This is a genomic window from Streptomyces sp. TRM68367 (assembly GCF_014495685.1).
Lineage (GTDB): Bacteria > Actinomycetota > Actinomycetes > Streptomycetales > Streptomycetaceae > Streptomyces.
This window is the reverse complement of record NZ_JACTVI010000005.1, coordinates 185,109-206,833: the sequence shown is the minus strand read 5'-3', so window position 1 is coordinate 206,833 and position 21,725 is coordinate 185,109. Positions and strand designations below refer to the sequence as shown.

The window sequence follows — 21,725 nt, the reverse complement described above, 5'->3', positions numbered from 1 at the left end:
CGTACGGGTCGGGCAGGAAGCGTTCCGCGGTCAGGTCGGGGCGGCCCGCGTACCCACGCGCCACACCCGTGCCGCCGACATACAGCTCACCCGGCACACCCACCGGGACCGGATGCATCCCCGTATCCAGCACGTACGTCCGCATGTTCGGCAACGGACGCCCGATCGGCAGGACGTCGGCCTCGGTGTCGTCCGGAACCGGGAAGACCGTGGAGCCGACGGACGCCTCGGTGGGACCGTACTCGTTGATCAGCTCCGTGTCCGGGGCGAGCGCGCGCCAGCGCTCGAGGGTGGCGCGGGTGAAGGCCTCGCCCGCCATCACCAGCACCGGCGCCAGCGCGGCCGCCTGCTCGACGGTGAGCTGCTGGGAAAGGACGTCGAGGTGGCCCGGGGTCAGCTTGACGAAGCTGTACGGCCCCGAGGCGACCAGGTGCTCGCCCAGATCGGCCAGGGTGACGTCCTGCCCCACCGTGTGCACGGCCTGTCCGGTCACGAGAGGCGCCCACAGGTTGGGCACGACCAGGTCGAACGCGACCGAGGAGAACAGCGGGGCACCTCCGGTGCCGCGCGCGGCGAGTTCGCGGGCCGCCCAGGCCACGTGGTTGACCAGACCACGGTGGGTGACCTCGACACCCTTGGGGACACCGGTGGAGCCAGAGGTGAAGATGACATAGGCCAGCCGGTCCAGATCGTCCACCCGCACCGGCGCGGAAGCCGGCAGCCCGGCGAGGTCCGGCAGCTCGCTGAGTGTCACCATGGCCGCGGAGGCCTCACCCATGGCGGTGACCCGGGCCGCCGGGTAGGCCGGGTCGGCCGGGACGTAGGCGCCGCCCGCCTTCCACACCGCGAGCAGGGCGGTCAGCAGGTCGGGGCCGCGGTCCAGCCGGACCAGCACCCGGGACTCGGCCGTGACGCCGAGGCCGCGCAGGTGGTGGGCGAGCCGGTTGGCACGGGCGTCCAGGCCGGCGTAGGAGACGGTGGCGCCCGCGTGCTCGACGGCGACCGCGTCCGGGGTGCGGGCGGCCTGCGCCTCGAACAGCTGGAGCACGGAGGCGGCCTCGGCCTCGTGGGCGGTGTCGTTCCACTCCGCCAGCTGCCGCTCCCGCTCGCCCTCCGGCAGGAAGGTGACCTGGGCATCGCCCTCGGGATCCGCGGCCATCGCCTCCAGGACCTGGCGCAGCATCTGTGCGAGCCGGTCCGTGGCGCTGCGGCTCAGGGCGCGCGGGGAGGCGGTGAGGACGAGGTGGCCGATGCGGGCCGAGACGCCGAGCGAGAACTCGGTGGGGCTGTCGTCGATGCTCGCCAGGTAGTCGACCTGGTCGTGGTCGACCTGATCGAAGTCGTGGTAGCTGAACCGCATCTCGACCAGCCGCTCGGCGTCGGCGAGTTCACGCTGGATGACCGGCATCGGGTAGGTGCGGTGCGGCCACAGTTCGACCTCGCGGGCGAACACGGCGGCGACCAGCTCGCGCCAGGTGGCCGCGGAACGGTCGTACGCGAACGGCAGCGTGTTCAGGTGCATGCCGTAGACCCGGTCGGCGCCGAGCACCTCGGGCCGTGCGTTGCACACCAGTCCGGTGAAGAAGCGCTCCTCCTCCGTGAGCATGCTGAGCGTCTTGAGGTGAGCCGCGTGCAGCACACTCTTGAGCGAGGAGCCCGCCTTGGAGGCCAGTGCGCGCAGCCTGTCCTCCAGGTCGTGGAAGGGCACGGGGACGCGATGGGGGGCGCCGGCGTCGTCCGGGTCGCCGTGCCACGCGGCGGGCACGGTCAGCGGCGGGTAGCCGTCGACGACGGACTGCCAGTAGGCGCGGGACTCCTCCGAGCCCAGGGCGCCCAGTTCCGCGGCGATGAAGTCGGCGAACCGGACGGCCGAGGCGCGGGACCCGGAGGGCTCCCGGCCGTCGCGGATGCGGCCGTACTCCTCCAGGATCTCCATCAGCAGCGAGTGGTGGCTCCAGCCGTCCAGGATCGCGTGGCACTCGGTGTTGGTGATCCACCAGCTTCCGTCACCGGCCACGTGCGCGTGCAGGCGCAGCAGCGGCGGCGTCGTCAGATCGAACAGGGCAGCGCGTTCCTGCCGGACGAACTCCCGCAGCTCCGCCAGGAGCTGGTCCTCGGACAGATGAGAGACGTCACGCACACCGATCGGCAGCTCCGCGGTCGCGTGCACCAGCTGCATCGGTACGGAATAGCCGGTGAGATCGAAGGAGGTGCGCAGGACGTCGTGGCGGGCGGCGACCACGGCGGCGGCCTCGCGCAGCGCCTCTGCGGAGAACGGCTGTTCGTCGCGGATCCGGAACGACGTGGCGTTGTGGTACGGGTGCCTGCCGTCGTCGGTCAGCATTTCCACGACCATGCCGAGCTGCACCTGCGACAGCGGGTACGCGTCGGCGACGCCCTCCGGGAGCCGGGCCGCGTCCTGAGCCGTGATCAGGGAGAAGGGCTCCACCGTACGGCCGGTGTCGGTCGGCGCCGGGCGGCCGGTGACCAGTTCGGCGATGCGGGCGACGGTGCGGTGCTCGAAGACGTCGCGCACCGCGAGGTCGTAGCCGATGGCCCGCAGCCGGCCCACGAGGGCGACGGCACGGATGGAATGCCCGCCCAGCTCGAAGAAACCGTCTTCGACGCCGACCTGCTCCAGGCCCAGGACATCCGCCCACACGGCGGCGATGCGTTCCTCGGTGACCGTGCGGGCGGCGACGGACCCCGCCGGCCCCAGGGCCTCCCGTCCGGGCGCGGGCAAGGCCCGCTTGTCGAGCTTGCCGTTGGTGGTCAACGGCAGCGCGTCCAGGGCGACGAACGCCGCCGGGACCATGTACTCGGGCAGTCGGCCGGCCAGGTGGGAGCGCAGGGCGCCCGGAGTCGGCGCGGCCCCGTCGGCCGGGGTCACATAGGCGACCAGCCGCTCGTCGCCGGGAGTGTCCTCGCGCACCAGCACGACCGCGTCCCGCACATCCGGGTGGGCGGCCAGCGAGGTCTCGATCTCGCCGAGTTCGATGCGGAAGCCCCGGACCTTGACCTGGTCGTCGATGCGGCCCAGGAACTCCAGGCTGCCGTCCGCCAGCCGGCGGGCCAGGTCACCGCTTCGGTACAGGCGGGACCCCGGCGGCCCGTACGGGTCGGGCACGAACCGCTCCGCGGTCAGCCGCGGCCGGTTGAGGTAGCCGCGCGCCACACCGGCGCCACCCACGCAGATCTCGCCGGGTACGCCCACCGGCACAGGCCGGCCGTCCGCGTCCAGCAGACAGACGCTCAGGTCCGCCAGCGGCCGGCCGACCGGACTGGCCACCTGCGCGTCCAGGTCCTGCCCGGTCACGCGGTGGTAGGTGGTGTGGACGGTGGTCTCGGTGATCCCGTACATGTTGACCAGGGCGATCCGGTCGAGGCCGAACCGCTCGACCCACGGCCGCAGATCGGACACCTCCAGCTTCTCGCCCCCGAAGACCACCGCGCGCAGGGCCAGCTCGGCGTCGGTGCCGACTAGGGCGCGGAACGCGGTCGGCGTCTGGTTCAGGAACGTGACCCGTTCGCGCACCAGGAGGTCGAGGAACTCCTCGGGGGAGCGCACGACGGAGTCCGGGACGACGACGAGGTGCCCGCCGTACAGCAGTGCTCCCCACATCTCCCACACGGAGAAGTCGAAGGCGTAGCTGTGGAACAGCGTCCACACGTCCGTCTCGGTGAAGGTGAAGTGCTCGTGGCCGCGGTCCATGAGGCGGACCACGTTGCTGTGGGTGAGCGCGACTCCCTTGGGCCTGCCGGCCGAACCCGAGGTGTAGATCGTGTAGATCAGGTTCTCCGGACTGCCGGCGACGGCCGGGTCGGTGTCGGGCTGGGCCGCGATGAGGTCCTCGTCCCCGTCGAGCAGCAGCAGCTCCCCCGCGAACAGCCTGGCGTGGGCCCGCGTGGTGACGACGACGGGGGCTTGGGCGTCGTCCACGATGTAGGCGATCCGGTCCGCGGGGTTGGCCGGGTCCAGCGGCAGGTACGCGGCACCGGACTTCAGGATGCCCAGCAGTGCGGGGATCAGCTCGATGCCGCGCTCCAGGCTGAGGCCGACCAGGGTCTCCGGGCCGGCCCCCTTGGCGATCAGGGCATGGGCGATGCGGTTGGCGCGGGCGTTGAGCTCGGCATACGTCAGAGTGGTGCCCGCGAAGGAGACGGCGACGTGATCCGGGGTGCGCGTGGCCTGTTCCTCGAACAGCTCGTGCACACGACGGGTCACCGGGCCCGGCTGTTCGGCCGGGCGGATCAGCACGGCCCGCTCCTCGTCCCCGATGATCTCCAGCGCGGACAGCTGCGCTCCGGGGGCAGCTGCGATGCCGGTGAGCAGGCGCAGCAGATGGCTGCGGAACCGCTCCACCGTCGTACGGTCGAACAGCGCCGTCGCGTACTCCAGGTACCCGCTGAGCGATCCGTCCCCGCCCTCGCGCAGCTGCAGGTCCAGGTCGAACTTGGCGACCTGTCCCGAGCCCTCGAAGGGTGACACCTCGATGCCGGGCAGCACGAATGAGGCATCCCGGTCGCCGCGCAGGGTGAACGCGACCTGGAACAGCGGGGTGCGCGACAGGTCGCGCTCCGGCCCGATCGCCTCGACGACCCGGGCGAAGGCCAGCTCCTGGTGGTCGTACGCGTCCAGAACCGTGGCGCGGGTGCGGGCCAGCAGCTCGGTGAACGCCGGATCGCCGGACAGGTCGCCGCGCATCACCAGGGTGTTGATGCCGTAGCCGATCAGCTGCTGCAGCTCCGGGCGGCCGCGGCCGGAGACCACGGTGCCGACCGCGATGTCGGTGCGGCCCGTGTAGCGGGCCAGCAGGGTCTGGTAGGCGGCGAGGAACAGCATGAACAGCGTGGTGTCCTGGGCGGCTGCCAGCTCGCGCAGCCGGGCCGCGAGCGGTTCCGGCACCTCGAACGGTACCGCGGCGCCCGCACCGTCCCGCACCGCTGGACGCGGCCGGTCCACGGGCAGATCAAGCGGGGTGAGGTCCGCCAGCCGGTCTGTCCAGTAATCGATGTGACGTGTCATCACATCCTGGGTGAGCTGCTCGCGCTGCCAGGCCGCGTAGTCGGCGTACTGCACGGTGAGCGGGGCCGGGGCCGCACCGTTGTACAGCTCGCTCAGCTCCTGGCCGAAGACCTGGGTGGACCACGCATCGCAGGCGATGTGGTGGAAGACCATCGCTAGCACGTGCTCGTCGGCGGACAGCCGGATCAGCCGGCCGCGCACCGGCCAGTCGCGGCCCAGATCGAAGGTGCGGGACAGGTCCGCCTCGACCAGGGCGTGCGCCGCCTCATCGTCCGCAGCCTCCGAACGGACCAGCGGCAGCGGGCGGGGGGCGTCGACGACCTGGACCGGCTCGTCGTCCCACAGGACGTAGCGGGTGCGGAGGATCTCGTGCCGCTCCACCACCCCCTGCCAGGCCAGATCCAGGGCGTCGGCGTCCAGCGGGCCGCGCAGCCGCAGCACCAGCGGCACCAGGTACTCGGGGCTGTCGGGCTCCAGCCGGCTGAGGAACCACATCTGCTGCTGTCCGTACGACAGCGGCAGCGGGGCGTTGCGATCGGCGCGCGGGATCCCCGTACGGCGCGGTGCGGCGGCACTGCCGCCGGCGAGGCGGCGGCGCAGCAGCTCAGCACGGAGCGCGTCGGCATCGGTGCCCGAGACGACGGGCGTGTCCATGTTACCGGTGCTCATGCCAGGTGCTCCTTGCTCCGCGATGTGGTGTCGGCGGTGGGAAGGGTGCCGACGGCGTTCAGCAGTTCGGTGTCGGACAGCGCAGCCACCTCCGCGGCGACGCGCTCCTCGACGACGGCCGCGAGCTGGGCGACCGTCGGGCCCTCGAAGACCGTGCGGACGGCGAAGTCGATCCCGTACTCCTGCTGGATCCGGGAGATCAGGCGGATCGCGAGGATCGAATTGCCGCCGATGTGGAAGAAGTTGTCGTGCGCCCCGGCCTGGACGCCGAGCAGCTCGGCCCAGATCTCCGCGACGGCCTCCTCGACCGGGCCGCGCGGCGGGACGTGCGCGTCGCCGTCGGGCAGCCCGGGTGCGGGCAGCGCCCTGCGATCGACCTTGCCGTTGGCGTTGACCGGGACGGCCTCCAGCGCGGTGAAGGTCGCCGGGATCATGTACTCCGGCAGCCGCGGCGCGCAGTGCGCGGCGAGGTCGGGCAGTTCGGTGCCGGGCTCGGCGGGCACCGCATAGCAGGCCAGCGCGGGCTCGCCGCCCTCCGGCCGGTGGACGACGACCACCGCCTCGCGCACCGCGGGGTGCGCCGCCACCACGGCCTGGATCTCGCCGAGTTCGACGCGATAACCGCGGATCTTGACCTGGTCGTCGAGCCGGCCCAGGAAGGACACGGCGCCGTCGGGCAGCCGGCGGACCAGGTCCCCGGTGCGGTAGAGGCGGGCGCCGGGCTCGGTGGCGTACGGGTCGGGCACGAACCGCTCGGCGGTCAGCTTGGGCCGGCCCGCGTAGCCGCGGGCGACACCCGTGCCGCCCACGTACAGCTCCCCGGCCACGCCGACCGGGACCGGCCGCATCGCTGCGTCCAGCACGTACATCGTCATGTTGGGCAGCGGCCGCCCGATCGGTAGGACGTCCGGAACCGGCCCGGCGCCCTCGGGCGGCACGGGGTGGATCGAGGTTCCGACGGACGCCTCGGTCGGCCCGTACTCGTTGATCAGTGTCATGTCCGGGGCCAGCTCCCGCCAGCGCGCGAGCGTGTCACGGGTGAACGGCTCGCCCGCCACCACCATGACCGGGGTGAGGGCGCCCGCCTGGGCGGGGGAGAGCTGGTGGGCGAGGATGTCCAGGTGCCCCGGCGTCAGCTTCAGGAAGCTGAACGGGGCGGCCTCCGCGAGGCGCTTGCCCAGCTCGGACATGTCCGTGTCCTGCGGCAGCAGGAACAGCCGCTGACCGGTGACCAGGGGCGCCCACAGGTTCGGCACCACCAGGTCGAAGGCGACCGAGGAGAACAGCGCCGCGCCGCCGTAGTCCTGTCCGGCCAGCTCCCGCGCGGCCCACGCCACATGGTTGGTCAGCCCCCCATGGGTGACCTCGACGCCCTTGGGCGTGCCGGTCGAGCCCGAGGTGAAGACGGTGTACGCCAGCCGGTCCAGGTCCCTGGTGCGTGCGGGCGCGTCGGCAGGCCATACGGCGATCTCGGCCGCGTCGGCGTCCACCCGCAGCACCCGCAGCCCGGGCACGGTGAACCGCTGCTCGTACGCCGAGGAGGTCACCACGACCCGTACCCTGGCCGCCTCGCACATCGCGGCGATGCGCTCCGCCGGGTACGACGGGTCGACCGGCACGTAGGCGCTGTCGGCCTTCCACACCGCGAGCAGCGCGGTCACCAGATCCGGGCCCCGGTCGAGCAGGACCGCGACGCGTGACTCGGCGCCGTCGCAGAGGGTGCGCAGCTGGTGGGCGAGCCGGTTGGCGGCGGTGTTCAGCTCCCCGTACCGGACGGTTCGGGCGCCGAAGGCCAGGGCGGTGCGCTCGGGGGCGGTGCGGGCCTGCTCTTCGAAGCGCTCGACGACGGTGCGCTCGTCGTGCTCGTACGCCGTGTCGTTCCACTCGGCGACCAGCAGACGGCGCTCCTCGTCGCCGAGCAGCTCCAGCTCGCCGAGGGGCGTCTCGGGGTGCTGCGCGACACGGTCGAGCAGCGTGAGGAAGTGACCGGCCATCCGCTCGGCGGTGGCCCGCTCGAACAGCGAGGTCGCGTACTCCAGGACACCGTCCAGGGCGCCCTCGGAGGTCTGCCGCATGAACAGCGACAGGTCGGTCTTCGCCACCTGCCAGACCTCGGTGAACGCCGTCAGGTCCGAGTCGTCGGTGACGACGGAGGTCACGCCCTCGCTGTGCAGGTCGAAGGCGGCCTGGTAGAGCGGCGTGCGGGACAGGTCGCGTTCGGGCTGGAGCTCGTCGACGAGCCGTTCGAAGGGCAGCTCCTGGTGGACGAAGGCCGTGCGGGCGGCGTCCCGGACCCGCCGCAGGGCCTCGGTGAAGGTCAGTTCGGCGGACAGTGCGCAGCGCACCACCAGGGAGTTGAGGAAGAAGCCGACCATGTTCTCGGTCTCGGGCCGGGTGCGGCCCGCCACCGGGGTGCCGACGGGCACGTCCCACTGGCCGCTGTAGCGGGCCAGGAGTGTGGCGTACGCCGTCAGCAGCGTCATGAACGGGGTCGCACCGTGCGCACGGCCCAACTCGGCCAGACCGGCGGCCGTCTCGGCCGGGACCCGGAAGGGGACCATCGCGCCGCGCGGGTCGCGGACCGCGGGACGGGGGCGGTCGGCCGGCAGGTCGAGCGGGGCGATGCCGTCCAGGGCGGTCCGCCAATGGGCCAGCTCGCGCTCGACGACCTCCTCGGTCAGCCAGGCGTGCTGCCAGGCGCCGTAGTCGGCGTACTGCAGGGCCAGAGCGGGCAGTTCGGGCTCGCGGCCGTCCTGATACGCGGCGCACAGCTCGCGCAGTTCGCGGTCCAGGACCACCGTCGACCAGCCGTCGCAGGTGATGTGGTGCAGCGTCAGCAGCAGCAAGTGGTCCTCGCCGGGCAGCCGCACCAGCAGCGCCCGCCACAACGGCCCCTCGGCCAGGTCGAAGCCGCGCGCGAACTGCTCGCCGAACAGCGCGGGCACCTCGGCGCGCCCGGCGTCCTCAACGCGCAGCTCGACCCGGGCTGCACCCGGTTCGTCGATGATCTGACGGGGCTCACCGCCCTCGGCGACGTACCGGGTGCGCAGCGGCTCGTGCCGGGTGGCCAACGCGTCCAGGGCGCGCCCCACCGCCTCCGGCGCCAGCTCGGCGGGCAGCCGCAGGAACAGCGGGGCCACCCACTCGGGGCTGCCGGGGTGCATCCGGTCCAGGAACCACAGACGCCGCTGCCCGGAGGACAGCGGAAGCTCACCGGACCGCGGCACCGGTAGGACGTCGCGCTCGTCGTAGGCCGGGGCGGGCCGGGCGTCGGTGGTGGCGGTGCCGGGCTGATCGGTCTGGGCGTCGGCCGTTGCGGCGGTCAGGGCGGTCCGGGCCGTGGTCGTGGTGGTGGCCGTCGGGTCGGCCTGCGTCCCGGCCGGGGGCGCGGTGAGCATCTTGGCCTGGGCCTCGACCGTCGTGGCTCCGAACAGACCGCGCAGCGAGACCTTCTCGCTGGACGCGGCACGCAGTCGCGCCGCCAGCCGGGTCAGCTGCAGGGATGTGCCGCCCAGGGCGAAGAAGTCGTCGAATGCGCCGACGCGCTCCTTGCCGAGCAGTTCGGCCCAGACGCCGGCCACCATCTCTTCCGCAGCGTCGCGCGGGGCGGTGTACTCCGGCTGCCGGGCAGCGGCGATCTCCTCGGGGCCAGGCAGCACGGCGCGGTCCACCTTGCCGTTGGGCAGCTGGGGGAAGGCGTCGAGCGTGTGGAAGAAGGACGGAACATGGCTGTCGGGCAGCCGCTCGGCCAGGAACACGCGCAGCTCGGCGGTGTCCACGGCGGCGCTCGCCGTCAGATGCGCGGCCAGCCGCTTGCCGCCGTCCTCGGCCGGATACGTGGTGACGACCGCGCCGGTGACCGACGGGTGGGCTACCAGCGTGGACTCGATCTCGCCCGGCTCGATGCGCACCCCGTTGACCTTCACCTGGTCGTCGAGGCGGCCCCGGTACTCCAGGGTGTGGTCGGCACGCCAGCGCACCTGGTCGCCGGTGCGGTAGAGGCGGGCGCCGGGGTCGGTGGCGTACGGGTCGGGCACGAACCGCTCGGCGGTCAGGTCGGGGCGGCCGACGTAGCCGCGGGCTACCTGCGGGCCGCCGACGTACAGCTCGCCGGGGACGCCCACCGGCACCGGGGCGCCGTTCGCGTCGAGGACGAGCAGCTTCGTGCTGGGCAGCGGCCGGCCGATGGGCACCGCGCCGGTGGTGACCGACGGGTCGGCCTGCTGCGCCGTGACGTCGATGGAGCACTCGGTCGGACCGTAGGTGTTCCACACCTCGACGCCCTCGCCGGCCTTCTCCCGCACCCGGGCGACCAGTTCGGCGTGCAGGGGCTCACCGGCCGAGAACAGCAGCCGCAGCGCGCCGCAGCGCTCCCAGCCGTCCTCCGCCACCAGCAGCCGCAGCACGGACGGCACCACCTGCAGCACGGTCACCCCGAAGTCGCCGACCGCGCGCAGCAGCGCCGCCGGGTCCCGCTCGGCACCCGCCGGGGCCAGCACCACGGTGCCGCCGCAGACCAGCGGGGCGAAGATCTCCCAGCTGGCCGCGTCGAAGCCGACGGTCGTCTTCTGCAGCACCCGCTCGCCGGGACCGAGCCCGTGCCGCTCCACGGTCCAGCCGACCCGGCGGGCGATGCCCGCGTGGATGACGACCACGGCCTTGGGGCGGCCCGTGGAGCCGGAGGTGAAGATGGCGTACGCGACGTTGTCGGGGCCCGCGGCGGCGACGTCCCCGGGGGCGTCGCCGGCCTCGGGAAGCTCACGGGGATCGACGCGGCGGGCGCCGGCCTCGCTCACGGCGGCGTCCAGCTCCGGTGCGGCCAGCACCAGGTCCGCCCCGGAGTCGCGGATCAGGTCCGACAGCCGCGCCGAGGGCTGGGCGGGGTCGAGCGGGACGTAGCCCGCCCCGGCCCGCCACACGCCCAGCAGCGCGACCACCAGGTCGAGCCCGCGGGGCAGGCTCACCCCGACGAGCGTCTCGGGCCCTGCGTCCAGGTCCCGAAGGCAGCGGGCCATGCGTGCGGACGCACGGTCCAGCTCCTCGTACGTCACCGCCCGCTCGCCGTCGACGACGGCAACGGCGTGCGGCGTACGGAACGCCTGCTCGGCGAAGCGTTCCGGAAGCAGTTCGGCGTTCACGGCAACTCCTGTCACAGACCTGGGTGTCGGGCGGTGGCGGACTCAGGCCGCAGAGGACTCGTCCATGCGGCGGCGCAGGCTCAGCGGGCGCATGTCGGTCCACACCTCGGCGATCCGGGCCAGGCACTCCTCCCGGGAGCCCTCGGTGCCCTCGGCGTGCCAGCCGGCGGGCAGCTCCCGCCCGACGGGCCACAGCGAGTACTGCTCCTCCTCGTTGAACACCACGCGCTGGCGAGGGCCTTCGGTCTGCTCGGTGGTCATGGGAACTCCTTCAGGCATACGAGTGGACGGGTGGGGTCGGGCAGGTTGGGCAAGGTGCCCAGAGGGGGACGACCGCAGGCGGGCAGCCGTACCGGCGTGACGTTCAGGCCGGCAGGAAGTCCTCGACGCGGACGCCGAGCCCGCGCTGTTCGGCCTCTTCGCGCACGTACTCGGCCAGCGCGATGTCCAGCACGCCCAGGCCGAACGGGGAATAGACGACGGGCCGTCCCGGGACGCGGCGCAGGATCGCGGTGCCGCGCAGCAGCGCGCCGATCTCGGCGGCGACGAAGTCCCGGTTCCCGGTGGCTTGTTGAGCCAGGTCGAGCGAGGTGCGCTCGCGGCAGACGTGGTCGGTGTCGTCGACCACGTTGACCGCGCCGAGGATCGCCCCGGCCGTCAGGTCGCGCAGCGAGACGTGCAGCACGGTGGTGTCCGGGCCGCATGCGGTCAGGTCCATGTGCGGAGTGGCCGCGGTGGTGGCCAGCGACACCAGACGGTGCTCGCCGAGGGCCGCCGCCAGGTCGGTCACCGGGTGGGCCTTCACCTCGGGCGCGGCCTCGGCGCAGCGGTCCGCGAACGCCTCGGCGCGGGCCGGGTCGGTGTCGTACAGGGCGGCCTCGCGCAGCCCGGGCAGGGCGGCGGCCAGAAAGCGCAGGATCTCCAGGTTGATCACGCCGCAGCCGATCAGCAGCACGGAGGCCGGGGGCCGCTCGGCGGTGAGCTCCGCAGCGGCGAGCGCGGCGCTCGCGGCGGTGCGTTTGGCCGAGATCACGGCGCCCTCGACGAACGCAACCGGGCGGCCGTGGTCGAGGGAGTTGAGCACGATGGCGGCACTTGCACGCTCGGTGCCGGCGGCGACGTTGCCCGGGAAGGAGGCGATCCACTTCATCCCGGCCGCCGGGCGCTCGCCGCCGCGGTAGGCCGGCAGTCCGATGACCCGGTCGCTGCGGTGGCGCTCCTCGGGGAAGCGCAGGAACGTCGAATGCGGCAGGGCCGTCTGCCCGGCATCGTGCAGCCGGTAGGTGTCGGCGACGAGATGGATGATTTCCGCCTCCCGGCCGGACAGCACATCCGCCACATCGGTGCGCCGGAGGATCAGCATGGGGGTTCCCTCTCTGCGGGACGAGCGAGGACAAGGGCCGGCAGTGATGGCAAGAACAGGCCGGAGGCGGTAGGACAGCGCCTGTGGTGATGCAGCGATGGTGGGCTCCGGTGCTATATGCGCCCTATACGTCCCGTACCGCTCCGCCCGGCCCCGACGCGGTCAGCACTCCCGTACGGCCTCCAGCTCGTACAGGCCCGTGCCCGCCAGGAGAGGATCCTGGTGCACCTCGAGCGTGAAGCCGTGGCGGTGCAGCAGGTTCTGGACGGCGGTGAGGCGGCCGGCCTCGTCGTGGACCTCGACCACCACCGTGTGGATCAGGGGCCAGTGGAGGTCCTCGATGCCACGCAGGACGTCCAGTTCCGCGCGTTCGACATCGACCTTGAGAAGGTCGACGCGCGAGACGGCGTGGCGGCGCAGCAGGTCGGAGACGGTCAGGGCGGGGACGGTGCACTCGACGCCCTCGTGTAGGCCTTCGAGCAGTTCGGCGGCGTCCTCGGGAGCGACCCTGCTGTTGCGGAGGAAGATCAGGCTGATCTCGTCGTCGGCGGCCCGGTCGGCGTGGAGGCCGGAGTTGCCGGGGGCCTCGGGGTAGTACGTGAAGCGCAGCCGGCCGGGTCGGTCCGCGGCGGCCACGCACTCTGCCGCCCAGCCCGGCGCCGCATGCTCGGCGAGATTGCGCACCAAGCAGGCGTGCAGCGCGGGCGCCGGCTCGGCCGCGATGACGCGGACGCGCCGCCGGGTGCGCGCGCAGAGAACCGACAGCAGCCCGATGTTGGCGCCGACATCGACGACCGTGCCCCCGTCCCGCAGCCCGCGTGCCGCCCGGTCGTACGCCCCCGGCGGCAGCATCTCCCGCCACATGGCCACCGCCGCGGGGCCGTTGGTGCACCACACGGCGGGGCCGTCGGGCAACTGCTGCCGCAGGGGGCCGCCGGGGCAGGGGACCGTCGGGATGTTCGTGCCGGGCTCCTGCCGGTGGCGCGATTCCTCGGGGCCGGTCCCTCCTGAGTCGCTCATGCCGCCCCCGACCCGAGTGCGAGCAGAAAGGCCAGATCGTCGGGGGCGACGAGGGAGACGTCGGCCACGCGGGTGCCGGGTGTGTCGAGGGAGGTGTCGAGCAGGCGGTGCCAGGTCTCCCCGAACCGTTCGATCGTGGCCGCGTCGAACAGGTCGGTGTTGTAGCGCAGCACCGCCCGGAAGCCGTTGGCGCCCTGGAGCACCTCCACGGTCAGGTCGAGCTGCCCCTCCTGCTGCGGCACGTCGCACAGCTCGGCCCGCAGCCCACCGAGCCGCACCGGCCCCTCGTACAGCCCGGGCACCGGCAGCCGGTCCGCGGCCACCAGGGTGCAGGAGATCCGGAACAGCGGCCCGCGCGAGGGCCCGCCGGCCAGCAGCTCCACGGGATGGCGGGCGTGTGCCATCCCGGTGCGCAGCTGCCGCTGCGCCGACTCGATGACCCCCAGCAGCGTCGTCGCGGAGGTGAACCGCCCGACGACCGGCAGCGCGTTGACGTAGTAGCCAACTGCCTCCCGGGTGCCGGGCGTGAACCGTGTGGTGGCCGGGCAGCCGATGAGGAAGCCGTCGCCGGCGCCGGAACGGTTCAGGGCGGACTGAAAGGTGCCGAGCAGCCACGCGAACGGAGTGAGGCCCCGGTCCGCGGCCGCTTCCCGCAGCCGTTGCGCCGTCGCCGTGTCCAGCTTCACCTCGTGGGTGGCGCCATTGAGGGTGCGCTGCGCCGGCCGCGGCCGGTCGGTGGGCAGCTCCGCCGCCTGGACGCCGGCGCACACGTCCTGCCAGTACGCGGCGGCCCGCTGCCCCCGCGGTGAGAGGACGAAGTCCCGCTCGGCACGCACCTGTTCGTCCCAGGGCGTGACCGCACCGGGCGGGGTGGCGGGTGCGCCCTGCCCGGTGCGGGCGCCGTACTCGGCGAACAGGTCGCGTACCAGCAACCACTGTGAGGTGGCGTCGCTGACCAGATGGTGGGTGGCGGTGACCAGCACCGCGTCGTCGGGCGCCCGGCGCAGCAGCACCGCGCGAAACGCCCCGGACTCCGTGATGCGGAACGGCTCCTCGCCCGCCCGCCGGGCGAGCCGGAACAGCCTCTCCTCGTCGGTGTCCGGCACCTCCCGCACCTCGAGCCTCAGCGACTCGGGCGCCATGAGCAGCCGTACGGGCCCCTCGTTGGTGGCGGGGAAGCGGGAGCGCAGCAGTTCGTGCCGTTCGACGAGTGCGGTCAGCGCCCGCTGCAGGACCTCGGTGTCGACGCGGTCACGCAGCCGCACCGCGAGGACGACGTTGTACGCGGAGCTGTCCGGATCGATCCGGTGGGCAAGCCAGAGCGCCTCCTGGCCGGTGGACATGAGCATCCGCGTTCAGCCCTTCCACAGGTGTGCGACGTCGCCGAAGTTCTCGCGCACCCAGGAGTCCGAGTAGATGGTGTCGAGATAGCGGTCGCCGCCGTCGGGGAAGATGAGGACGCAGTTCGAGCCATCAGGTATGCGGTGCCTGATCTTCCACAGCGCCGCCACGGTGGCACCGGACGAGCCGCCCGCGAGGACCGCCTCCCGGTCGATGAGCCGACGGCAGGCGGTGACGCACTCCAGGTCGGAGATGTGCACCACCTCGTCGGCGGCCGAGGCATCCATCAGCGGCGGTACCACGGACGCGCCGTGGCCCGGGATCAGGCGCTGGGTGGACTCCAGACCGAAGATCGCGCTGCCCATCGCGTCGACGGCGACGATGGTGGTGTCCAGACCGCGCGCTCTGATGTGGTCCCGGCATCCGCGCAGGGTGCCGAAGGTGCTGACCGAGCAGAAGAGGAAGTCGACCTTGCCGTCCAGGGCCTCCTCGATCTCCCGCATGGTCGTCTCGTGGGCCTTGGGGTTGAGCAGGCTGGTGTACTGGTTGGGCCAGTACGAGTCCGGCATCCGGTCGACCAGCTCGCGCACCCGGCGCAGCCGGACCGGCAGGAATTCGCCGGTCAGCCGGTCGCGTTCGGTCACCACCTCCACCTCGGCGCCGAAGGCTTTGAGGATGGCGAGGTTCTGCCCGGTGGTCTTGCCGTCCACCACACAGATGAAGCGCAGTCCGAAGTACCGACAGATCTGCGCGAGTCCGACGGCGAGATTGCCGGAGCTGGACTCGACGATCACCGAACGGCCCGGCTCCGCGTCGCCGCTGCGGATGGCCGCGAGGAGCATGCCGAGCGCGGATCGGTCCTTGATGCTGCCCCCCGGATTGAATCTCTCGATCTTCCCGAACACGCGGGAGCCCAGGTCCGGCAGCAGTTTTTCGAATGCAACGAGCGGGGTGTTTCCTACGGTTGACAGAATGCCAGGGAACGTTTTCTCGGGCATGACTGTTCGCCCCTTCCCGGAGAAGCGGTGCGGAAATGGGCCGTTGCCTAGCGGGCCAGCTCGGCGGCGAGGTGGGCGGTGATCGCGTCGATGGTCGGGTGGTCCCAGGCCATGGTGGGCTCAACGACGAGGCCGAAGCGGTCCTCGACGTCACCGCACAGGGTCAGGGCGTACACGGAGTCCAGGCCCAGCTCGGCGAGTTCGGCGCCCGCGTCGATGTCGGCCGGGGTGCATTCGAGGTAGTAGGCGACCCGATCGACGAGCCAACTACGGATGGCCTGCGGCGAGGTGATGGGGTCTCGAGTGGCTGATGTGGCGTCGGCTGCGGTGTCGGTGACGGAGGCTTCGGTCATGGGGCAACTCCCTTGACGGGTACGGCCCGCGGGGCGAGCCGAGTGCGGAACAGGTCGAAGGTGCGGGCGTCGTTATGGCGAGCGGACAGCTCGTCGAAGAGCGCCCCGGCGGCGGCCTGGGACAGCGGCCCGCGGCGCGGGCCGAGCCGCCCGGCGAGCCGGTGCAGCGCCGCCGTGGCCCACAGCGGGTCGGCGAGGAAACCGTCGGAGCGCCGCGCCGTCCGCCAGACGGCCAGGCAGGCAGCGGCCGCGAGCAGCAGCACATACCGCTCGGCCAGCAGGAAGGAGCGGCGCCCGGCGACCGGGGTCCGCTCCAGCGGCGACAGGGCGGCGCTGCGGCGCGCCAGGTCGGCGAGCGCGTCACTGAACTCGGCGGCCAGAGCGGCGAGTTCGGTCAGCTCGGGACGGGTGGCCGCCTGCCTGGCCAGGTCCCGGGCGAACAGCGGGAGTCGGCCGGCCAGGCCGTCGGCCCCGCGTGTGGTGAGCTCCAGTCTGCCGAAGTCGAGCGGGGGCAGCGGGTCGTGCAGGCGGAACAGCGCGTCGTCGCCGTCCGGCCCGCTGGTGGGGGCGTCCAGCGCGGGCTGCCAGGCGCGCTCGGCGAGCCGGGGCAGCTGCGGGACGATGTTCGCCAGGCACACCGCGCCACTGGCGTGGGCCAGTGCCACCACAGGCAGATCGCGCGCCGCCTTCTGGAAGGTCGCGTACGGCCCTTCGCGTAGGTAGCTGCGGGCGCCCAGCACCACGCCGAGCCGGTAGGAGTTCTCCTGGAGCAGCTTGGGCACGAGGTACTTCACCGCCGCCGAGCGCACGCTCGCCTCGGCGGGCCGCAGGTGCAGGGTGCGGGCGGCGACCATGGATAGCGCGTCACAGATCAGCAGGTCCACGAAGGCGTCGGTGAGCACCGAGCGGGGCAGCGGCAGCGCGCTCACCGAGGCTCCGTACAGCCGGCGTTCCCTGGCGAAGGCGAGGACCGTGCGCAGCTGGGTGTCACCGACACCGACGACCATGCCGGGCAGCACACAGCGGGTCACTTGGAAGACCTTCATTACGGTTTCCATGGCGCCGCCCTCCTCGCCGAGCAGGGCGTCGGCCGGGACTGGGCAGGAGTCGAAGCGTGCGCCCCCCAGCAGACAGCCGCGGACCCCGGAGGTGGGATAGCGGGCACTGCGGTCGACGTGCCCCGCAGGCAGGACGTCGAGGTCGACCAGCAGATGCGAGTGGCCGCGGCTGCCGGGCCGTTCGTCGGTGCGGGCGAAGAGCACGGCGGCCTCGGCCCGGCCGATGTTGTTGACCAGCTGCTTGCCGCCGTCGAGGAGATAGCCGCCGTCGGCCGCGGGGCGCGCGGCGAGCGAGATCCGGGTGAAGTCGCTGCCGTGGTCGAGCTCGGTGTAGGCGGCGACGATCCGGCCGCCCGCGCACAGCAGATCGGCCGCCCGCTGCTGCTGCTCGGCGCTTCCGTCCGACCAGATCGGCAGCCCCGCGATGAAGCTGGTGACGCCGTGGCCGATGCCCAGGGCACAGTCCCGGCGGAAGATCGCCCGCATCAGCAGCGCGAACCGGTCGGAACGCTCGAAGCGGCCGCCGAGCGCGGCCGGCGCGAACTCGGCTCCCAGCCCGTACGCGGCCAGCGCACTCTCGCCGTCCGCGGGCAGCTCGCCGCGCTCGTCGGCTTCGAGGACGGCTGCCGAGCCGCGCGGGTTGACGGGGTCGTACGGGTCGCCGAGCAGGGTCTCCAGGCGGTCGAGGCGCTCCAGGGCGGTGTCAGGCCGGGCGCCGTCCGCGCGGACCTCCGTGGCGCTCGTGGTTGACAGGTCCGTCATGCCGCGTCCTTGGGTGAGGCGGTGGGGGTCGGCCGGTCGGCGGCTGCGCCGCTCGTGGCGCTGGTGGCCTCGGCCAGCGGGCAGTGCAGCAGGGAGAACAACAGCCCCCGCTCGTGTTGGGTGTGCAGTGCGGGCAGCAGGGCGTCCAGAGCCGGTCCATCGGCGTCGTCCAGGTCGGGCGTGCCGGTCAGGCGGCTCAGCAGCCGGGCGAGTACGGCGTCCAGCCAGGCCGCGTCGTGCCACAGCGGGCCGTCGGGCACGGCACGGCCCCGGTTCTCCAGCCAGAGGTGGAGGCCGGCGGCGCCGGCGTACACCAGGGCGTACCGGCCGGCGGAGGCGAACGCCGTCTCCGGGACGGCGCGGGCGCTGTGCCGGTGTGCGGCGAGTTCCTCGTGCACCTCGTCCGCGAGCGCGAGCAGCCGCACGGCCCGCTCCGCCACGGAGGGCGGGGCCAGCTCTTTGACGCGGCGCACCGCCTCCGGCAGGGACTGCACGACGCTCACACCCGCGCGGGCGTACAGCGTGAGCCGGTCGTGGTCCAGCTCCGGCGGCGGGCCGTCGAGGCGGGCGGCGGCCGCGACCCCGTCCCGGTCGGCGAGGCACTTGCGGTAGCCGCGGGCGAGCACCTGGAACTGGTTGATCAGCGAGTTGAGGTTGACGGCCGTACTGCCGTCGAAGATGCCCACGATCCGGTGGTCGCGCTCCAGCTTCTGGAAGGCGCCGTCGGCGAAGTCCTCGACCAGCATGGCGCGGGCGCCGAGCAGTCCGCGCAGCGCGCCGATGACCTCGTCGCCGAGGGTGGGCACGAGGTACTTCACCACCGCGGAGACCGCGCTCAGCTCGTCGGTCAGCGTGTGCACGGAGCGGGTCGCGACGAGGCTCGCGGCCTCCATGGCCAGCAGGTCGGCGTAGGCCTCGGCGAGGGTCCGCGCGGCGTGCGGCAGGCCGTCCAGGGGGCGGCCGTAGAGCCGATGGGCGCGGGCGAAGCCGGTGGCGATGCGCAGGGCGTGGTCGGCCATACCTAGGGACATCGCCGAGCACAGGGTGCGGGTGATCTGGAAGCCCTTGAGGACGATCTCCAGGCCCGCCCCTTCGGCGCCGACCAGCGCGTCGGCGGGGAGTTCGGCGCCGTCGAAGGCGATGCCGCTGATGTCGGCGCCGCGCACGCCGTGGGTAGGGACGCGCGGAAGGGATCGCCAGGTGCCGGGAGCCAGCCGCGCCTTGTCCACGAGGAACAGGCTGAAGCCGCGGCTGCCGCCGTCGGGCCTGGTGCGCGCCAGGACGCACACGAACTCGGCCCGTCCGGCGTTGTTGATCAGCCACTTCTCGCCGTCCAGTCGCCACCCGCCCGCGGTGCGCTCGGCGCGCAGCTCGCCGGCGAGCAGGTCGCTGCCGTGGGCTCGCTCGGTGAGCGCGAGGGAGACGACGGCCCCCTCGCAGACCCGTGACGCGAGAGCGCCGGCCTGTTCCGGCCGCCCGGCCAGCCAGACCGACACGGCACCCAGATAGGTCTTGGCGTGGCCGAGCGCGACGGTGAAATCCCGCCGGGCCAGGATCCGGATGAGCTGCGACAGTTCCTCGGCGCTGCGCAGTTCGCCACCGAACCGGGCGGGCACGAACCACCGGGGCAGCCCCGACGCGTCCAGCTCCCGGCACACGCCCGCCGGGAACTCCTCCGCCCGGTCGGCCTGCGCACTGCCCCGGTAGGAGAACAGCTGCCGCCCGTCCCCCGGGTCCCCGAGCCGCATCTCCAGCTCCCGGCCGAGCGCGTACGGATCCCATACCTCGCCCTCGACCACAGGCGGCACTCGCAGCTCGTTCGCGTCCCGGCCGACCCCGCAGCGCGGGGCCACGCCGCCCGCCGACATGCCGACGCCGTTCGCCCGGCCGTCGGACGGCGGCTCGATGGGCTTGTGGGCCTCAGCGGCCACCTCCGAGCGAGGAGCGCCGGCCGGCCCGCGAGGTGCCGGTTCGTCTGCCGCCCGCATGCCCCAGGCCCCCGTGCCCTCCGCCCCTGCGGTGTTCCCCGATGGGGTGGCGGCAAGGTCGGGCGCCGCGTCGACGGGATCCCCCTCGCTGCGAAACGCCGCGCGCAGCTGCGGTGACAACTCCTCATGCAGCGTGGACAGTTGCGCTTCTTCGAACAGAATCCGCATCTGCGTGCGCCGGATCTTGCCGCTCGTGGTGCGCTGGATACGGCCGGGCTTGACGAGGACCACGCCGCCGACCCGGACGCCCAGGCGCTGGGCCAGCCGGGCGCGGGTGGTGCGGGCCAGGGTGGCGAGGGTCTCGGCGGGGACGCCGCGGCTGTGGACCTCCTGGACTGCGACGACCTCCTCCGCGACGGAGCCGCCGGGCCGGGAGGCGAAGACCGCGGCGGGCAGGTCGCCGAAGGCCGGGTCGATGTCGCGCAGTTCGCGCTCGACGTCGTGCGGATACAGATTCCGGCCGTGCACAATGATCATTTCCTTCAGTCGGCCGGTCACATAGAGGTGGCCGTCGCGCAGCGCCCCCAGGTCACCGGTGCGCAGAAACGGCCTGGCACCGTCGGCCGTGACCGCGCGGAATGTCCGCTCGGTCTCGGCCGGGCGGTTCCAGTAGCCGAGCGCCACGCTGTCGCCGCGGATCCAGATCTCGCCGACCTGGCCGTCGGGCAGCACCGCACCCGTGTCGGCGGCCACGACACGCACGTCAAGGCCGCGCACCACCCCGCTGCTCACCAGCTCCTGCACCGCCCCACTGGACCGGCCCTCCGCCTGCGTCACCAGGCCGTCGGCCAGCGCCCCCGCGTCCGCACGCAGCACCGTCGGCGGCTCGTCCACAGGCGTGCCGGAGACGTAGAGCGTGGACTCGGCGAGACCGTAGCCGGGCAGCAGGGAGCGCGCCGAGAAGCCCGCGCCCGCGAACCGCTTTGCGAAGCGGGCGAGGGTCGCGGCGTCGACAGGCTCGGCGCCGTTGCAGGCGTAGCGCCAGTGGGACAGGTCCAGCCCGGTGGTCTGCTCCTCAGTGAGGCGGCGCGCGCACAGGTCGTACGCGAAGTTCGGCGCACAGCTGATGTCTGCCTTGTGCCGGGCGATCAGCCGCAGCCAGGAGACCGGCCGTTTGAGGAACTCGGTCGCCGACATCATCACCGCGGTCCCGCCGAGATACAGCGGGGCGAGCATCATCGCGATCAGACCCATGTCGTGGTAGGCGGGCAGCCAGCTGCACCAGGTCATGCCGCCGTGCCAGCCGTGGCTGTCGCGCATCAGCCGCAGGTTGTGCACCAGCGCGCCGTGCGGGACCATCACGCCCTTCGGATCGCCGGTCGACCCGGAGGTGTACTGCAGGAAGCACAACTCGCCTGGCTCAACGGTGCGTTCGGCCCAGGCCGTCGCGTCCCCGGCGCGCTCGGCGGACTCCACTGCGGCGGCTGTGGTCCCGGCGAGCGCCGTCCGCTCCCCCTCCAGCCAGCGCTCCACCGCGGGCAGACTCGCCGCGTCGGTGAGCACCAGCCGAGCCCCGGTGTCCGCGGCGATCGCCGTCGTACGGGCTTCCTGGCGCCCGAAGCCCCCCGGCAGCGGCACCGGGACGGGCACGGCGCCTGCGTAGAGGCAGCCGAGGAAGGCCCGGACGAACCCGGTGCCGGGACCGCAGGACAGCAGCACCCGGTCGCCGGTCGCCACCCGCCCGCGCAGCCACTGGGCCGCGGACCGTGCGGCCCGGTCCAGTTCCGCGTAGGTCAGGCTCTCCTCGGCCGGCCCGGTACTGAACCGGACGGCGCTGTGAGCGGGCTTTCGTGCGGCCCTACGGCGCAGCGCGCTGACGAAGCTCTCGAAGTCGGTCACCCCAACTACTCACCCTCTGCGGCTGGTGGGGCCGCGGTCGCACAGCAGCGGTATGTCGTTCACCCAACCGGCGCCCGCTATGCGGCACCTATATGCGGCCTTCCGGGCATCGGGAGGGGCGGATCGGTTCGAAACGGCGGGTGGCCTACAGCATTCGGTCCGCCCGGACC

10 protein-coding genes are annotated in these 21,725 nt (G+C 73.0%); all 10 read right to left on the bottom strand.

The window, feature by feature from the left end; translation table 11 throughout:
- Positions 1-5,695: non-ribosomal peptide synthetase (locus H8R17_RS06050; RefSeq protein WP_187822079.1), on the bottom strand; the 5,695-nt coding region annotated here is incomplete at its 3' end.
- The gene (locus tag H8R17_RS06045; protein ID WP_187822078.1) at positions 5,692-10,833 is read right to left on the bottom strand and encodes a non-ribosomal peptide synthetase; all 5,142 of its coding nucleotides are present in this window, start codon (positions 10,831-10,833) and stop codon (positions 5,692-5,694) included. The genes H8R17_RS06050 and H8R17_RS06045, both read right to left, overlap by 4 nt.
- A 42-nt stretch (positions 10,834-10,875) precedes the next feature.
- The gene (locus H8R17_RS06040) at positions 10,876-11,094 is read right to left on the bottom strand and encodes an MbtH family NRPS accessory protein (RefSeq protein ID WP_187822077.1); all 219 of its coding nucleotides are present in this window, start codon (positions 11,092-11,094) and stop codon (positions 10,876-10,878) included.
- A 103-nt stretch (positions 11,095-11,197) separates the two neighbouring features.
- Positions 11,198-12,196 (bottom strand): 2,3-diaminopropionate biosynthesis protein SbnB, encoded by a 999-nt coding sequence (gene sbnB / locus H8R17_RS06035; protein ID WP_187822076.1) that lies wholly within the window; start codon positions 12,194-12,196, stop codon positions 11,198-11,200.
- 162 nt (positions 12,197-12,358) lie between these two features.
- A complete protein-coding gene (locus H8R17_RS06030; RefSeq protein ID WP_187822075.1) occupies positions 12,359-13,216 on the bottom strand; it encodes an FkbM family methyltransferase in 858 nt (285 codons plus the stop codon).
- Entirely contained in the window at positions 13,213-14,559 is a 1,347-nt protein-coding gene (locus tag H8R17_RS06025; protein ID WP_223124690.1) for a condensation domain-containing protein, read from the bottom strand. Before H8R17_RS06025 ends, H8R17_RS06030 begins: the two co-directional genes overlap by 4 nt.
- Before the next feature lie 12 nt (positions 14,560-14,571).
- A complete protein-coding gene (gene sbnA / locus H8R17_RS06020) occupies positions 14,572-15,555 on the bottom strand; it encodes a 2,3-diaminopropionate biosynthesis protein SbnA (RefSeq protein ID WP_187822073.1) in 984 nt (327 codons plus the stop codon).
- Positions 15,556-15,602: 47 nt separating this feature from the next.
- Complete coding sequence (locus H8R17_RS06015; protein ID WP_223124689.1) at positions 15,603-15,908, bottom strand: acyl carrier protein; 306 nt, start codon at positions 15,906-15,908, stop codon at positions 15,603-15,605.
- Positions 15,905-17,728, bottom strand: a complete 1,824-nt coding sequence (locus H8R17_RS06010; RefSeq protein ID WP_187822072.1) for an acyl-CoA dehydrogenase family protein — start codon at positions 17,726-17,728, stop codon at positions 15,905-15,907. Before H8R17_RS06010 ends, H8R17_RS06015 begins: the two co-directional genes overlap by 4 nt.
- Entirely contained in the window at positions 17,725-21,555 is a 3,831-nt protein-coding gene (locus H8R17_RS06005; RefSeq protein ID WP_187822071.1) for an AMP-binding protein, read from the bottom strand. The genes H8R17_RS06010 and H8R17_RS06005 overlap by 4 nt, the downstream gene beginning before the upstream one ends.
- Between the last annotated feature and the right edge of the window lie 170 nt (positions 21,556-21,725).

What these genes read in the sequence shown, in the direction of transcription:
- sbnA (WP_187822073.1), bottom strand. Translation starts at nt 15,555, where the DNA reads ATGCCCGAGAAAACGTTCCCTGGCATTCTGTCAACCGTAGGAAACACC.
- H8R17_RS06030 (WP_187822075.1), bottom strand. Translation starts at nt 13,216, where the DNA reads ATGAGCGACTCAGGAGGGACCGGCCCCGAGGAATCGCGCCACCGGCAG.
- H8R17_RS06025 (WP_223124690.1), bottom strand. Translation starts at nt 14,559, where the DNA reads ATGTCCACCGGCCAGGAGGCGCTCTGGCTTGCCCACCGGATCGATCCG.
- H8R17_RS06040 (WP_187822077.1), bottom strand. Translation starts at nt 11,094, where the DNA reads ATGACCACCGAGCAGACCGAAGGCCCTCGCCAGCGCGTGGTGTTCAAC.
- H8R17_RS06015 (WP_223124689.1), bottom strand. Translation starts at nt 15,908, where the DNA reads ATGACCGAAGCCTCCGTCACCGACACCGCAGCCGACGCCACATCAGCC.
- H8R17_RS06010 (WP_187822072.1), bottom strand. Translation starts at nt 17,728, where the DNA reads ATGACGGACCTGTCAACCACGAGCGCCACGGAGGTCCGCGCGGACGGC.
- sbnB (WP_187822076.1), bottom strand. Translation starts at nt 12,196, where the DNA reads ATGCTGATCCTCCGGCGCACCGATGTGGCGGATGTGCTGTCCGGCCGG.